Here is a 14,625-nt window from a genome sequence, read left to right as displayed (position 1 = left end):
GAACAACATGACTCAACGCGTTTCAGGCAAATGGCTGTTGGCGCTGGGCGTCGCTTCGGCGCTGACAGCGGCTCCGGCCTTTGCCGCAAAAGATGTGGTGGTGGCGGTCGGCTCTAACTTTACGACCCTCGACCCGTATGATGCTAACGACACGCTGTCGCAGGCCGTCGCGAAGTCGTTCTATCAGGGGCTGTTCGGCCTTGATAAAGAGATGAAATTGCAAAACGTGCTGGCGGAAAGCTATACCGTTTCCCCGGACGGCCTGGTGTATACCATTAAGCTGCATCCGGGGGTGAAGTTCCAGGACGGAACCGAGTTCAATGCCGAAGCGGTTAAGGCCAACCTCGATCGCGCCAGCAATCCGGAAAATCATCTCAAGCGCTATAACCTTTATAAAAATATCGCCAGCACCGAGGCGGTTGACCCGACAACGGTGAAAATCACCCTCAAACAACCTTTCTCGGCGTTTATCAATATTCTGGCCCACCCGGCGACGGCGATGATTTCTCCGGCGGCGCTGAAGAAATATGGTAAAGAGATTGGTTTCCATCCGGTTGGCACCGGCCCGTACCAGCTCGACACCTGGAATCAGACCGACTTCGTTAAAGTGAAGAAGTTCGCCGGTTACTGGCAGCCGGGGCTGCCGAAGCTGGACTCCATCACCTGGCGCCCGGTCGTGGATAACAATACCCGCGCGGCGATGCTGCAGACCGGCGAAGCGCAGTTTGCGTTCCCGATCCCCTACGAGCAGGCGCCGCTGCTGGCGAAAAACAGCAAGCTGGAGCTGGTGGCCAGCCCGTCGATCATGCAGCGCTATATCAGCATGAACGTGACGCAGAAGCCGTTTGATAACCCCAAAGTGCGCGAGGCGATTAACTACGCCATTAACCGTCAGGCGCTGGTAAAAGTCGCCTTTGCGGGCTATGCCACCCCGGCGACCGGCGTGGTGCCGCCGTCAATTGCCTACGCTGCAAGCTACAGCGCCTGGCCGTACGATCCGGCAAAGGCCCGCGAGCTGCTGAAAGAGGCGGGCTATCCGAATGGATTTAGCACCACGCTGTGGTCGTCGCACAACCACAGTACGGCGCAGAAAGTGCTGCAGTTTACCCAGCAGCAGCTAGCGCAGGTGGGTATTAAGGCGCAGCTGACGGCGATGGATGCGGGCCAGCGCGCGGCGGAAGTGGAAGGTAAAGGGCAGAAAGAGAGCGGCGTACGCATGTTCTATACCGGCTGGTCGGCGTCGACCGGAGAAGCGGACTGGGCGCTGTCGCCGCTGTTCGCGTCGCAGAACTGGCCGCCGACCCTGTTCAATACGGCTTTCTATAGCAATCCCCAGGTGGATAAAGACCTCAACGACGCGCTGAAAACCACCGATGCGCAGGAAAAAACGCGGTTGTATAAAGACGCGCAGGATACTATCTGGAAAGAGTCGCCGTGGGTGCCGCTGGTGGTAGAGAAACTGGTCTCGGCGCACAGTAAAAATCTGACCGGATTCTATATCCAGCCGGATACCGGATTTAGCTTTGAACAGGCGGATCTTAAGTAGATAGCTGCGGGTCCCCGGGCGCAGGCTGCGGGGACTTCGCGCAAGGAGAAGCATGCTCAATTATGTGATTAAACGCCTGCTGGGGCTGATCCCCACGCTGCTGATTGTGGCGGTGCTGGTGTTTCTGTTCGTGCATATGCTGCCCGGGGACCCGGCGCGGCTGATTGCCGGACCGGAAGCCGATGCTCAGGTGGTGGGAATGGTGCGCCAGCAGCTGGGGCTCGATCGGCCGCTGCACGTGCAGTTCTGGCACTATATCAGCAATATTGTGCAGGGGGATTTCGGTACCTCGATGGCCTCGCGTCGCCCGGTAAGCAGCGAAATCGCCAGCCGTTTCATGCCCACGTTCTGGTTAACGCTCGCCAGCATGAGCTGGGCGGTGATCTTCGGTATGGCGGCGGGGATCGTGGCGGCAGTCTGGCGCAACCGCTGGCCGGATCGCCTGGGAATGGCGCTGGCGGTCACCGGCATCTCGTTCCCGGCGTTCGCGCTCGGCATGCTGCTGATGCAGGTCTTTTCCGTTGAGCTGGGCTGGCTGCCGACGGTGGGCGCCGACAGCTGGCGCCACTATATTCTGCCTTCGCTGACCCTGGGCGCGGCGGTGGCGGCGGTGATGGCACGCTTTACCCGCGCCTCGTTCGTCGATGTCCTGCATGAAGATTACATGCGTACCGCGCGGGCGAAAGGCGTCAGCGAAACGCTGGTGGTGCTCAAGCACGGCCTGCGCAACGCGATGATCCCGGTGGTGACTATGATGGGGCTGCAGTTCGGCTTTTTGCTCGGCGGTTCAATCGTGGTGGAGAAGGTCTTTAACTGGCCAGGCCTCGGGCGTCTGCTGGTGGACTCGGTGGAGATGCGCGACTATCCGGTGATTCAGGCGGAAGTCCTCCTGTTTTCGCTGGAGTTTATTCTTATTAATTTAGTGGTGGACGTGCTGTATGCCGCCATTAATCCGGCTATCAGGTACAAGTAAGGTGCGATTGCTCAACTGGAGAAGACAAGCGGCTATCAACGCGATGCCGGGGATTAAACCCGGGCAGATACGTACCCCGTGGCACGAGTTCTGGCGGCGGTTTCGCGGTCAGCCGGTGGCGATGGGGGCGGGGGTATTTGTTCTGCTGCTGATTGCGGTGGCGATCGTGGCGCCGTGGATTGCGCCGTTCGACGCGGAAAACTATTTTGATTACGACCGGCTCAACGACGGCCCGTCAATGATGCATTGGTTCGGCGTTGATTCGCTGGGGCGGGACATCTTTAGTCGGGTGCTGGTCGGCGCGCAGATCTCACTGGCCGCCGGGGTACTGGCGGTATTCATCGGCGCGGCCATCGGCACCGTACTTGGGCTACTGGCCGGGTATTACGAAGGCTGGTGGGATCGCATCATTATGCGTATCTGCGACGTGCTGTTCGCTTTCCCGGGGATTTTGCTGGCAATTGCGGTCGTGGCGGTAATGGGGAGCGGGATGTCGAACGTCATCATCGCGGTGGCGATCTTTTCGATCCCGGCTTTTGCGCGTCTGGTGCGCGGCAATACCCTGGTGCTTAAGCAGCAGACCTTTATTGAGTCGGCGCGCAGCATCGGCGCCAGCGACGCTACTATCCTGTTTAATCATATATTGCCCGGAACGGTATCATCGATTGTGGTCTACTTTACGATGCGTATCGGGGTGTCGATTATCTCCGCTGCCAGCCTGTCATTTCTGGGGCTTGGCGCGCAGCCGCCGACGCCGGAGTGGGGGGCGATGCTGAACGAGGCGCGGGCGGATATGGTGATGGCGCCGCACGTGGCGCTGTTCCCGGCAATCGCGATTTTTCTGACGGTGCTGGCGTTTAACCTGCTGGGTGACGGCCTGCGCGATGCGCTGGATCCGAGGATAAAAGGGTAGGCGTTCGAGGATTGTGCAGCCCGGACAGGTGTCCGGGAAAGCACACCGCACGTTAATCCTGTGCGGTTTTGTCGCCCGGATAAGGCGCGCGAGCGCCGTCATCCGGGATAGGTTAAGCGGGCGGAATTAAACCCGGCTGCCCCACAGATCGTATTCGTCGGCGTGTTCGACTTTCACCCGCACAACGTCGCCCGGTTTGACTTTACTCTCACCGTTCAGGTAGACCGCGCCGTCGATTTCCGGCGCATCGGCCATGCTGCGGCCAATTGCCCCTTCTTCATCCACTTCGTCGATCAGCACCATAATTTCATGACCGACTTTCTCCTGCAGGCGCTCGGCGGAGATCTGCTGCTGCAGCTGCATAAAGCGGTTCCAGCGCTCTTCTTTCACCTCTTCCGGCACCTGATCCGCCAGTTCGTTGGCGGTCGCGCCTTCCACCGGGCTGTATTTGAAGCAGCCGACGCGGTCGAGGCGAGCTTCTTTCAGGAAGTCGAGCAGCATCTGGAAATCGTCTTCCGTTTCACCCGGGAAGCCGACGATAAAGGTCGAGCGCAGGGTGAGTTCCGGGCAGACTTCGCGCCACTGCTTGATGCGCGCCAGCTGGCGGTCGGCGGAGCCCGGACGCTTCATCATCTTGAGAATACGCGGGCTGGCGTGCTGCAGCGGAATATCGAGGTAGGGCAGAATTTTGCCTTCCGCCATCAGCGGGATCACATCATCGACGTGCGGGTACGGATAGACGTAGTGCAGGCGCACCCAGATACCGAGCTTCGCCAGCTCTTCGCACAGGCTAACCATACTGGTTTTGACCGGCATACCGTTGTGGAAACCGCTGCGATGTTTGACGTCAACGCCGTAGGCGGAGGTGTCCTGAGAGATCACCAGCAGCTCTTTGACGCCGGCGTCGGCCAGGCGTTTGGCTTCCGCCAGCACTTCGCCAATCGGACGGCTGACCAGATCGCCGCGCATTGACGGGATGATGCAGAAGGTGCAGCGATGGTTGCAGCCTTCGGAAATTTTTAAGTAAGCGTAATGACGCGGCGTCAGCTTCACGCCCTGTTCCGGCACCAGGCTGAGGAACGGGTTGTGTTTAGGCTTCGGCGCGTAGTGGTGAACGTGTTCCAGCACCTGTTCATAGCTGTGCGGGCCGGTAATTTCCAGCACCTTCGGATGCACTTCGCGGATCTGATCTTCTTTTGCGCCCAGGCAGCCGGTGACGATCACTTTGCCGTTTTCTTTCAACGCTTCGCCAATCGCTTCCAGCGACTCCTGCACGGCGCTATCGATAAAGCCGCAGGTGTTAACGATAACCATATCAGCGTTATCGTAGGAGGGAACCACGTCATATCCTTCGGTACGCAGTTCAGTCAGGATACGTTCTGAGTCCACGAGGTTTTTCGGGCAGCCCAGAGAGACAAAGCCGATCTTCGGCTGAGGGGTGACATTGCTCATAGCTTAAAAAGTGTTCAATTATTGGGATGGTCAGGGCAGGGATTCTACAGAGATCGGCGGAAAGTTTATACTCCTTTTCTTGTTAGCCTGGCGATGTCCGTGTTTCTTTTTATCGGGATGATTATCCAGATTGTTAATCAAAATAAGGGAGTTATTCACCTTTTATCTTGCAACCCGGGGAAGTCGGTTTAGATCTGGTTTAACCTGAAGCGGTAAAATAGCCGCTGCTTTCAGTCTTTATTTTTATCAGGTTTCCCATGTTTAAAAAGTTGGGTGGTTTCGTCTGCGCGCTGGCCATGATTGGCGCGACGCCCGTTTATGCCAACGAGATGGCGTTATATTCGGTCAATACCGGTTCCTTTGTTTATCACATGACCAGCAATCACGGTCAATATAACGAAAAATTCAATAACCAATTTTTTTCCGTTGAGCGCAAGCTGTCAGCGGATTCAAAGTACAGCCTGTTGGCCGGCACCATGAAGAATAGCTTTGCCGACCGCTGCCTCTCTTTAGGAGCTAGGAGAGACTGGTACGCGGGGGCAAGCGGCTGGACGTTCAAGGGCGTCTATGCCTATACCGGCGAGTTTTTCTTTAAAGCCTTTCGCGATTGCGGGGATTCAGGCACCTATCGAACGGCGAAGAAAATCACCGGCGTCGGTTTCTCTCCCTATATTTATCATGGCCTGCAGTACAATTTTACCGATTATTTCGGCGTGGAAACGGGCATTATCGTCCCGGCTATATTTGTGATGAGCGTGCAGTGGAGCTTCCGCTAATTCGCCCGAAAAAGGCTTCCGGGCGAATTTTAATTAATGGCTTTGCGCAACGCCAGCGCCTGGCGCAGCCCCCGGCGCGGTCGGTTCTCTATTGTCGCGCAGCGTAAATACCGAGATCAGCGTAAACAGCCCGGCAATGCCGCCCAGAATATAATAGGTATGCGCGAAGCCGATGGTGTCGTACAAATACCCGGCCAGCGGCGAGTAAATCGCGGTGGCGATGGAGGCGACGAATAGCACCAGCAGGTAGACCGTCGAGGAGAGCTTGTTGTCGAAGTTGGCGGCGATAAATTTAAACACCGACACCAGAATCAGCGGTTTTTCCAGCGCATGCATCATTTTGACCGCGCCGATCCACACCGGGCCCAGCGGAATCGCGGAGCCGACGATACGCACCGACATGATTAGTCCGGCGATGATCAGCGCCCATTTCGCGCCGGTGCGGTTCACGAACCACGGCATCAGGCATAAAAACAGCGTCTCGCCGCATACCTGAATGGAGGCCAAAATGCCGTACCAGCGATTGCCTTCTTCCGGCGTCGGGAACTGCAGAGAAAAGTACTGGGCAAACTGCTGATCGTAGGTGTCGTAGATTTGCGTGACGAACAGGGTAAAGATCAGCAGCATCCAGAACTGGCCGTTCTTCGCCAGCTCCAGGGCATGCGAAACTTTCAGCGCGCTGGTTTTCTGCATTTCCGCTTCGGTCAGCTCGATTTTGGTCAGCATAAAACAGAGCGCGGCAATCACAATGGCGATACTCGCCAGCCAGAAGGCGAGGTTCGGATTGCTGTCGATATACTTGCCGACGATCCACGCGGCGGCGGCCCAGCCTAACGATCCCCACATTCTTACCCGGCCATATTCGAACTGGTAGCGCCGCGAAATTTTATCAATATACGAATCAATCACCCCGCAGCCGGAGTTAAAAATCATCCCCAGGTATACCCCGCCAAGCAGCGCACCCAGCCAGAAGCTGTGCACCAGCAGCGGCGCGTACAAATAAATAAAGAACGGGCCTACCGGTAGCAGCATGGCGACCAGGATCCAGATCAGCCGCTTTTTCAGGCCGAACTTATCGGAAATAAAGCCGAAGAAGGGCTGCATCAGCAGGGCAATAAAGGCGTTGACCGAGTAGAGCAGGCCGGTTTTCGTTGCGCTAATCCCGAGGTGCTGAGTCGTCCAGATCACAAAGAACGCCATGGTCGAGGACCAGGCGAAGAGATAGAGGAAATCGAAAAGACTCAACAAGATATAGTTTCTTTTGCCGGGCGTCATCATTTCAGTTCCTTCAAGCGATAGAGATAAAGGTTACAAACAGGATCGATATGCCTGCCGTTCTTATTGAATGTTATACGTAATACATTTTATTTGATGATATGACACCCGGCGGCATTTTCTGGCAACGTGAATTGCGCTAATTTGTGATCATTACTGCAATAAATGATTTTATATCCCAGGGTTGGAATTTTTACTTTTATGAGAACGTATAACATTTTTGGCTTTCAGGAGATGATGTCGCAGGTGGGGATTTTAAGCTTCGTTGTAACATTGTAAAGGATGTTAATGACCTGAGAATTATTGATCTGCCTCATCGTTTTGTACAAAAAATGACCATATTATGATTGTGGTAAAGGACGACAGAGGAGGAACCGCGATGAGCGTTGACAGACTATATCGTAACCTGATGAATAAGCTGATTAATGCCAACATTGATCTCGATGCTTATTTACAGCTGCGTAAAGCAAAAGGCTATATGTCAGTCAGCGAAAACGACCATCTACGTGATAACTTGTTTGAACTGTGCCATGAAATGCGTCAACACGCGCCGCGCCTGCAGCACGTCGTTGCGCCGGAGGAAAAGGATGCCCTGCGGCTGGCGGGCGAAGCCGTCGCTTCCGCGGCGGTGTGCCTGCTGAGCGGACATCATGATTGCCCGTCCTACATCGCTGTCGACGTAGATAAGCTGGAAAGCTGCCTGGCGGTATTGCGGCTAAATATTCATAAATTGAATGATTCCAAGCCCATTACTCATGCCTGAGATCGGGGGGAGCCTGCTCCCCCCGATTAATGTTATGTAAAAATCCCTTCCCGTTTTTCCACGCTGGCTACCCTTATCGCATTGCTGACAAAAGGAGTATGCCATGCGCCAGACCATTACCCTGATGATAGCCCTTACCGCACTGTTGCTGCCTGCGGCTGCCCTTGCCGCCCGGGAGCGCGTAGAGGTGCTGCAGAACCAGCTTGAACACCCGTGGGCGCTGGCCTTTCTTCCGGACGATCGGGGCATTCTGATGACCCTGCGCGGCGGCGAGCTCCGGCTGTGGCAGCGGGAAAAAGGCCTCGCGCCTGCGATCTCGGGCGTACCGCAGGTCTGGGCCAACGGGCAGGGGGGGCTGCTTGACGTGGCGCTGGCCCCGGATTTCGCCCAGTCGCGCCGGGTCTGGCTAAGCTACGCCGAAGGCGGGAGTGACGACAAGGCCGGGACCGCCGTAGGCTACGGCCGACTGAGCGAGGATCTCCAGCGCCTGGAAAACTTCCAGGTGGTTTTCCGCCAGCAGCCGAAGCTCTCAACCGGCAACCATTTTGGCGGGCGGCTGGTGTTCGACGGCCGCGGTTATTTGTTTATCGGTCTCGGGGAGAATAACCAGCGTTCGACCGCTCAGGATCTCGATAAGCTGCAGGGAAAAGTGGTGCGGCTAACGGCTGATGGCAAGGTCCCGGACGATAATCCTTTTGTCGGCCAGGCTGGCGTCAGGCCGGAAATCTGGTCTTACGGTATTCGCAACCCCCAGGGGATGGCGATGAACCCGTGGAGCGATACGCTGTGGTTAAATGAACACGGCCCGCGCGGCGGGGATGAGATCAACCTGGTGCAAAAAGGGAAAAACTACGGCTGGCCGCTGGCGACGCACGGCATTAATTATAGCGGCCTGCCGATCCCGGAGGCCAAAGGCAAAACGCTGGAAGGAACCGAAGCGCCGCTGTTTGTCTGGGCGAAGTCGCCGGCGGTGAGCGGTATGGCGTTTTACAACGCGCCGACCTTCCCGCAGTGGCAGCACAGGCTATTTATCGGCGCGCTGAAGGATACGTCGCTGATTGTCCTCAAGGTTGACGGCAATAAGGTGACGGAACAGGAGCGGATTCTGGGCGATCGCGGTAAACGTATCCGTGATGTGCGCGTTGGACCCGATGGCTATCTGTATGTCTTAACCGACGAATCCAACGGCGAGCTGCTGAGGGTGAGCCCGGCGGGCTAATATCAGGTGACCGGGATCATCACCACGTTGCGCCAGGCCTGGCGCTGGTTAATCTGCTGATACCAGCGCTGCAGGTGCGGGCGCGGTTGCCAGGTTTTCACGGTCTCCAGCAGGTTATAAATGAACGGCGCGACGGCGATGTCGCCGAGGCCGAAGGTGTCGCCTGATAGCCACTGATGGCGCGACAGTTCGTCATCGAGAATGGCGAACAGGGTCTCGCAGGTGGCAATACCGGCTTCAATCGCGGCGGGGTCGCGTTTTTCCGGCGGGGTTCTCACCAGCCCCATTAAAATCGGCCGATGGGCCGGCGAGAGCGAACCGTTGGCCCAGTCCATCCATTTCTCTCCCTGAGCGCGTTCGGCGGGCGACTCCACCCACAGGCGATCCTGACCATACTGCGCGGCCAGATAGCGGATAATGGTGTTGGATTCCCAGAGCACGATATCGGTCGTCTCATCTTTCAATAGCGGTACCAGCCCATTGGGATTCATGGCCAGATAGGCCGGATCGTGATTCAGACCGAACTCCAGGCCTGCCAGAATTTGCTGATACGGGAGGTCGAGTTCTTCCAGCACCCAGCGCACTTTCTTCACATTGGTCGAGTTATTTCTGCCCCACAGCGTAATCATATCCGCTCCTGCTTTTTATTTCGCCGCCGTTGCGGCGTAGTGAGCATTCATGTTGGAATAAAGTTAATATTCCGGCAACCGTTTTTATTCTGCTGTTATTAAACGTTTTTTATCCCTGCCACCTTTCGTTTGGGGCACCCTTGGGACACTACGTCAGAAAAGTTATTGTTCAGCATTTCCACCTGGTTGCGGTCCATTTCTCCGATCCACTTCGAGTAAATCTCATAAACCATCTTCGCATTTTCATGCCCCATTTGCCCCGCGATAAAAGAAGGGTTAGCCCCGGCAGTTAAAAGCCAGCATGCAAATGTATGGCGTGACTGGTAGGGGCGTCTGTTCCTGATCCCCGCCTTCTTCAATCCGCTCTCCCAACTATACCCCAGAGACTGAGATCCGTAGTGCCTGGTTTCCCCGCGCCAGTTTTTGACCGGAATAAACACGAATCGTAACTTTTGTTGTTCGGTGAGTCCGTGTTCACGATGATGAAAGGTGATTTCAGTTTTGCTCAATGCTCCTGTTAGCTGAAATTGTTCACGTAGGGCATCCAGCGCAGGTTTAAGCAAGGTTACTGTTCTGATCCCTGCTTCAGTCTTAGGCGGCACAAACAGACCCTCATTAGTCTGGTTACGCCTGACGTACAATTCACCTTTATCAAGGTTTACGTCTTCCCAGGCTAAGGCCGTAAGCTCGCCATGACGAAGGCCGGTAAAGATAGCCGTAGTCCAAAGCAGAGCGTGCCTATGAGGCATGGCATTTATAAACCCCTCATATTCGCTCTGGAGAAGCGGATCTGGGTCTCGCTTTGAGCGCTTCAGCATCTTTATCCCTTCATGCGGGGCATGCTCGATAAAACCACTCAGGTTTGCCAGTTTGAGTAAGGCGGTAAGGTTGTTCATTAACCCGTTGACGGTAGAGACCGCGCGACCTTTTCTTTGTAACCACGGGGCATGGTCGCTAATTGTGTTGCCCGTTAGCAGTTCGTTCCTGTAGTTAAGCAGATCTGTATGCTGGATATCTGCAATGTACGTGTTGCTGCCAACGACTGCGGAAAGTGTAGTAATGCGTGATTCTGTACATTTATATGAGGCAGCTGAAACTTCTAGCTTTTTCGCAGCGAGATAAACGGCGCCCAACTCGCCGAAGGTTTTTATTTTTTGCGTCGTGGTGAATTTTTTAATCGATTTTGATTCAGGGAAGTGTTCAGCATAGTCAAATTTGCCTTGCTGTATCTCGCTCATAATTAGTGCACGGAGGTTTCCAGCTTTACGTATATTACTGTTTGATACTGTCCAGCCTCGTAAAACTTCGCGGCAACGTATGCCGCGATATAGAAAGCTAATTCTTATTCCCTTCCCATGCAGCTCTACGCCAGCAGGCATATTCATTAAGTTTCTCCAACAAGCCTATTAATCCTGGTGTAGTTGTAGAGAAGAGTAACTCTTCCTTCTGAAGCCTTAGGGTCAGGGGAGTGTTTCTTGTAATGAATACCCTCAACCCATCTCCCCTCCCGGTAAGATTTTATTTGCCGAGGAGTCATATACATCTTCGCTACAATTCCTTTTTCCATCACCCATTCGTCTTCTTGAGCAATATCGGCCATAAATAACCTCATGGCCGGGAAACTATAATCAGTGTCCCGGCTTAATGTTGATTATTGGAAATCATTCAGTGCGTACGGTCCTGGTGCTCATGCGCCGCCAAAAATCCATTGATTGCCAGCGTGAGCCTGGAATTTGCACGACGTATCCGGCAATAGAAGCTCCTGAACCACTTCACCGGTTTCAACGTAGTAATAATTACTGTCGGTAACGTTGTTGATAAATAGCGCCTCACGCTCGCGCTCTGTCATACCACCAATGATTTTCATCAACTTCTTAGCTACCGGTCTAAAATCCGGCTCTACACCTGCCAGCTTTGCTGCTGCGTAGTTATGATGCCCGTCCATCAGGATGGTGTACTGAACCCCGCGCAGAGCTATGGGGTAGACAGCCACAACGAATCGTTTAAAGCGCAATGCCCGATCGGTTACTTTCGACCTGTCCAGATAGCGCTGGCTGCTGATCAACTGACCTTTAATGATGCTCATTCGTCATCCTCCATTACCAGCTCAGTGTCGTCGGGAACCTGGAGTGTCAGCTCAACGCTATAGCCGCGTTCGTGCTGGCTAAAAGATGCAGGCCATGCAGGAAGGTGGGTTTCGTCATTGACCTGACCTACACCAATCGCCCAGCAGCCCTCGTCCGTATAGCAGGCAATAACCAGCATCTCGCCTTCAGAGGATTTGAGGTGATAAACGCCGGGATTGCTGCACGTGCTGATTTCTTCCCGGATGGCGCCAGCGCATTCAAAAAGGTCATCGCTGGCACCGTAAAATTTAAGTTCTTTCATGTTTTCACCACCATTTAAGAGAAGAAGTTTCCGGTTCTTGAGAAGGGACGGTATGCCGCTTTTTTGGGGGCATGCTTCGCTTCATTTGCTCGCCGCCGGGAAATATCGGCAATAGTTTCATTTTTGCTTACGTAATTTCTGTAGCAGTCAGAACCTGCGCAGAAATAAGCGGGATATTTTTTATATTTACCAATCATGAAGGTAATGGAATTATCTTCAGTGAGTGGCTTGGAGCAGTATTTACAGCATTTCATGTCTTTATCTCCATTTAATGCCGATGCGTTAATTAAGGGTGTAAAAGTTTCTGCCGGTTAAGGCATTAAATAATTCGGTGTTTAAGTAATTAAAAAGAAACTTCGGTGTTTATTTTGTATTGGGCTGTATGCAAATCTGCGTCTACGGAAATTAAATCGCCATACATGTCGTAATTTAAAACAACGTCACGAAAATTTAGGACTGACAGGGCATCTACGCGGCCAGAAAACATGCGGTCTTCTGCGTGTTTTCCTGCTTCATAAATGCTCTTCATTGACGACATGGCTTCATCCCACATAATGTAGTCACCAATGCCGGCTGCAATAATTAGTTTATTTTGAGCCGCCTGAATCTGAGCGTTGTTCTTCGGTAAACTAGCCATTGAATACCCCCGCAGCATGCAGAATTTTTCCGATTACCGCCGTCCAGACTACCGACATGACGAGCAGCAAAATAACAAGTGAACGAATACCGTTTCTGCTCATTTTCCACCCCAGCACATAAAGCTGATAACCACGACCGCAACCAAAAACGGAATAACTTTGGTCCAGAACTGGCGCCATGCTGGCCTGTCTTCTTCTCTAATCATCTCCTTACCCTCATGTGAAGTTGAGTAACGAACAGACTTTGCAATGCGGCGCCGGGTGCCTCCCGGTGACAGTAGCCAGTTAACAACTACCATCGGCGCTTCTTTTCCACCCCACCCGGGATAACAAGGCGGTAACTCTTTAACTGAGCCGCGTGCGCATAGCCGCATTCACCGCATTGCAAAGCCTGTTGATTTTTAGCCTTCAGGCGGCCAACCCGATAAATCAGAGAGCAGTGAGCTTTAAGTAGCGCTGCTTTGAGTCAATGCAACCAGTTGGAAGGGTGCGGCCACAGGTAAGGCGAACTTCTTTTTGAGCGTTGCGTGCAACGCGGGTACGACCGAAGTAAACAGGGTTACCGGATTTACGTACTGTGACCTTCAAGAGTTTTAACTTGCTCATACTGACCTCGTTTAGTTGACCCTTATCGCCGGGTAGCGGAACGTTTATCTATGGCACCGTTGTGGTGTTGATGGGCTTAATAATACAACCTGAAGTTATATTGTCAATAACTTCAGGTTGTAATTTTTTGGGCGGGGAAGGATATACTCCAAGACGAAGCAAAATGTTATGCTCACAAAAACACCAAAGGGGTTACGGATATGGACTACGAAGAGGCCGCGCAGCTGCGCTATCAGGAGATGTGTCGCATTGTCGGGGATGTCGTTTTTGCTATGGTCGCCGAAGGCCATGAAACCAAGCGGGTTGCCATAGCAGACGTGATAAGAACGGAGATTGCAAAGGGGGTGGATAAGTGGGATTTAGATCAGATTCAGGTGATGGAGTTGGCGGTAAAGTTGCTGGAAGAGTAGGGCTGTTATAAGGCCGGTGGATCACTAGCTAGCGGCGGTCAGTGACAGGCAGTAGTTTTGCTATGACCGATTTTAGTTCTTCTTTGTTGATAAACCTAAAAAAATTGCCTTCATCGTAATGTGCGCATTCAGCTAAAACTTTTTTATATTCTTCCCAGTATTCACGAACGTGCGCACGCTTTTTTCTTGGATGCATATCTAAAAAATACTCAAACTCCCCCTCAGATATGCTATTTCTTTCATTTGGGTAATAGCCTAAGTTGACTGCCTCAAGCTGCTCTCTGAGTTTTTTGCGTATGGCATCGGCGACCAGATTGAACTCCTTGCGTCTTTCTCCCTTAATCGCGTAACGATAGCTTAAATAGCCGCTTGCTGGAACGGCCACCACGGCTACAATCATAGCGGCTGTTGCAACTAAGTCACTATAAACCATGGAAATATCCTTATGCCAGATGTATATACTTTTTCAGATTTGTTATCCACTGTCGCGTTAGCTATCTCCCTAACTAACGCAGCGTGGCTTTTCGTTTTCTGGATGTTTGTAAGGCGTATGCAATAGGCCACATTAAAGATTAGGCTTTATTGCCCTTCTGAGCTGCAAGCCAACGGGCAACGGTCTTATCCATAGTCTCTTTGCGCTCTTTCATTTCAGACAGCATTTGCTGCTGGTCTTCTTCAGGGAACGCATTGAAGGTTTTTAGCAGGTCCAACTGCATAGGGCCTAACTTCATTGCGTCTGGAGTCACCACCTGATCGCCTTCATCGGGTGGGAGCATGAACCAGTAGGGCGCATACCCCGTAATCTCCGATAACTTATCGACGCTCTCCATTGAAGGGCTAGTTTTACCTTTCGCCCATTTCTGAATAGTTTGCTGCGTAACCCCCATCCTCTGGGCGAGATCTGTTTGACTCCAATTTCTTTCCTTCAGGAGCCTGTTTATGCGGTAAGTGGTGATGTCGATAGTCTTCATTTTCATACCCAAATAATACAACCAAAGATTGTTACGCGCGATATGAACCTAAAGTTGTTGCAAATC

General features: G+C 53.2%; 20 protein-coding genes. 7 read left to right on the top strand and 13 right to left on the bottom strand.

Features of this window, described 5'->3' with window-relative positions:
• Positions 1-7: 7 nt before the first annotated feature.
• The 3 genes from gsiB to gsiD are packed head-to-tail and all read left to right on the top strand — an operon-like array spanning position 8 to position 3,432.
• On the top strand, positions 8-1,546 hold the full coding sequence (gsiB, locus tag ACESQ2_RS23360) for a glutathione ABC transporter substrate-binding protein GsiB (RefSeq protein WP_064404697.1): 1,539 nt from the start codon (positions 8-10) through the stop codon (positions 1,544-1,546).
• Between the two features lie 52 nt (positions 1,547-1,598).
• The gene (gsiC, locus tag ACESQ2_RS23355) at positions 1,599-2,519 is read left to right on the top strand and encodes a glutathione ABC transporter permease GsiC (RefSeq protein ID WP_009653824.1); all 921 of its coding nucleotides are present in this window, start codon (positions 1,599-1,601) and stop codon (positions 2,517-2,519) included.
• Position 2,520: 1 nt separating this feature from the next.
• Entirely contained in the window at positions 2,521-3,432 is a 912-nt protein-coding gene (gene gsiD / locus ACESQ2_RS23350) for a glutathione ABC transporter permease GsiD (RefSeq protein ID WP_009653837.1), read from the top strand.
• 126 nt (positions 3,433-3,558) lie between these two features.
• Here the strand turns inward: gsiD and rimO are convergent, their stop codons facing one another.
• Positions 3,559-4,884, bottom strand: coding sequence for a 30S ribosomal protein S12 methylthiotransferase RimO (gene rimO / locus ACESQ2_RS23345; RefSeq protein WP_345911865.1), 1,326 nt, complete (start codon positions 4,882-4,884; stop codon positions 3,559-3,561).
• Between the two features lie 296 nt (positions 4,885-5,180).
• Between rimO and ACESQ2_RS23340 the strand changes: the two genes are divergently transcribed.
• The gene (locus ACESQ2_RS23340; protein WP_345911888.1) at positions 5,181-5,660 is read left to right on the top strand and encodes a hypothetical protein; all 480 of its coding nucleotides are present in this window, start codon (positions 5,181-5,183) and stop codon (positions 5,658-5,660) included.
• Positions 5,661-5,693: 33 nt separating this feature from the next.
• Here ACESQ2_RS23340 and ACESQ2_RS23335 read toward each other — a convergent pair whose 3' ends face one another.
• Positions 5,694-6,935 carry an oligosaccharide MFS transporter gene (locus ACESQ2_RS23335; protein ID WP_032694906.1) on the bottom strand — a complete coding sequence of 414 codons (1,242 nt, stop codon included), beginning with the start codon at positions 6,933-6,935 and terminating at the stop codon, positions 5,694-5,696.
• Between the two features lie 379 nt (positions 6,936-7,314).
• Here ACESQ2_RS23335 and bssR point away from each other — a divergent pair, with 379 nt between their 5' ends.
• Both bssR and ACESQ2_RS23325 read left to right on the top strand, forming a co-directional pair.
• A complete protein-coding gene (gene bssR / locus ACESQ2_RS23330; protein ID WP_004849210.1) occupies positions 7,315-7,698 on the top strand; it encodes a biofilm formation regulator BssR in 384 nt (127 codons plus the stop codon).
• Between the two features lie 103 nt (positions 7,699-7,801).
• Positions 7,802-8,917, top strand: a complete 1,116-nt coding sequence (locus ACESQ2_RS23325) for a PQQ-dependent sugar dehydrogenase (protein ID WP_025108076.1) — start codon at positions 7,802-7,804, stop codon at positions 8,915-8,917.
• Between the two features lie 2 nt (positions 8,918-8,919).
• Here the strand turns inward: ACESQ2_RS23325 and ACESQ2_RS23320 are convergent, their stop codons facing one another.
• The 9 genes from ACESQ2_RS23320 to ACESQ2_RS23280 form a co-directional block, all read right to left on the bottom strand.
• Positions 8,920-9,546, bottom strand: a complete 627-nt coding sequence (locus ACESQ2_RS23320; RefSeq protein WP_049069664.1) for a glutathione S-transferase family protein — start codon at positions 9,544-9,546, stop codon at positions 8,920-8,922.
• 98 nt (positions 9,547-9,644) lie between these two features.
• A complete protein-coding gene (locus ACESQ2_RS23315) occupies positions 9,645-10,931 on the bottom strand; it encodes an Arm DNA-binding domain-containing protein (protein WP_373171391.1) in 1,287 nt (428 codons plus the stop codon).
• The gene (gene xisR, locus ACESQ2_RS23310; RefSeq protein ID WP_373171389.1) at positions 10,931-11,146 is read right to left on the bottom strand and encodes an excisionase family protein; all 216 of its coding nucleotides are present in this window, start codon (positions 11,144-11,146) and stop codon (positions 10,931-10,933) included. Before xisR ends, ACESQ2_RS23315 begins: the two co-directional genes overlap by 1 nt.
• Before the next feature lie 87 nt (positions 11,147-11,233).
• Complete coding sequence (locus tag ACESQ2_RS23305) at positions 11,234-11,632, bottom strand: chromosome partitioning protein ParB (protein ID WP_373171387.1); 399 nt, start codon at positions 11,630-11,632, stop codon at positions 11,234-11,236.
• Complete coding sequence (locus tag ACESQ2_RS23300) at positions 11,629-11,934, bottom strand: hypothetical protein (RefSeq protein ID WP_373171385.1); 306 nt, start codon at positions 11,932-11,934, stop codon at positions 11,629-11,631. The genes ACESQ2_RS23305 and ACESQ2_RS23300 overlap by 4 nt, the downstream gene beginning before the upstream one ends.
• A gap of 14 nt (positions 11,935-11,948) precedes the next feature.
• A complete protein-coding gene (locus ACESQ2_RS23295) occupies positions 11,949-12,188 on the bottom strand; it encodes a hypothetical protein (protein ID WP_373171383.1) in 240 nt (79 codons plus the stop codon).
• Positions 12,189-12,277: 89 nt separating this feature from the next.
• Complete coding sequence (locus ACESQ2_RS23290) at positions 12,278-12,571, bottom strand: host cell division inhibitory peptide Kil (protein WP_151348198.1); 294 nt, start codon at positions 12,569-12,571, stop codon at positions 12,278-12,280.
• A complete protein-coding gene (locus ACESQ2_RS23285; protein ID WP_290015682.1) occupies positions 12,564-12,752 on the bottom strand; it encodes a hypothetical protein in 189 nt (62 codons plus the stop codon). Before ACESQ2_RS23285 ends, ACESQ2_RS23290 begins: the two co-directional genes overlap by 8 nt.
• A 249-nt stretch (positions 12,753-13,001) precedes the next feature.
• Positions 13,002-13,178 (bottom strand): hypothetical protein, encoded by a 177-nt coding sequence (locus ACESQ2_RS23280; protein WP_373171380.1) that lies wholly within the window; start codon positions 13,176-13,178, stop codon positions 13,002-13,004.
• Positions 13,179-13,378: 200 nt separating this feature from the next.
• Here ACESQ2_RS23280 and fumD point away from each other — a divergent pair, with 200 nt between their 5' ends.
• A complete protein-coding gene (fumD, locus tag ACESQ2_RS23275) occupies positions 13,379-13,588 on the top strand; it encodes a fumarate hydratase FumD (protein WP_151348202.1) in 210 nt (69 codons plus the stop codon).
• Between the two features lie 28 nt (positions 13,589-13,616).
• Here fumD and ACESQ2_RS23270 read toward each other — a convergent pair whose 3' ends face one another.
• Both ACESQ2_RS23270 and ACESQ2_RS23265 read right to left on the bottom strand, forming a co-directional pair.
• On the bottom strand, positions 13,617-14,021 hold the full coding sequence (locus ACESQ2_RS23270; RefSeq protein WP_373171378.1) for a hypothetical protein: 405 nt from the start codon (positions 14,019-14,021) through the stop codon (positions 13,617-13,619).
• Positions 14,022-14,160: 139 nt separating this feature from the next.
• The gene (locus tag ACESQ2_RS23265) at positions 14,161-14,559 is read right to left on the bottom strand and encodes a helix-turn-helix domain-containing protein (protein WP_142513207.1); all 399 of its coding nucleotides are present in this window, start codon (positions 14,557-14,559) and stop codon (positions 14,161-14,163) included.
• Between the last annotated feature and the right edge of the window lie 66 nt (positions 14,560-14,625).

Origin of the sequence: Klebsiella sp. Q11, from assembly GCF_964241505.1 — a bacterium.
Taxonomy (GTDB): Bacteria; Pseudomonadota; Gammaproteobacteria; order Enterobacterales; family Enterobacteriaceae; genus Klebsiella; species Klebsiella michiganensis.
The sequence above is the reverse complement of the archived record's forward strand: the minus strand, read 5'-3'. Positions and strand labels throughout refer to the sequence as shown.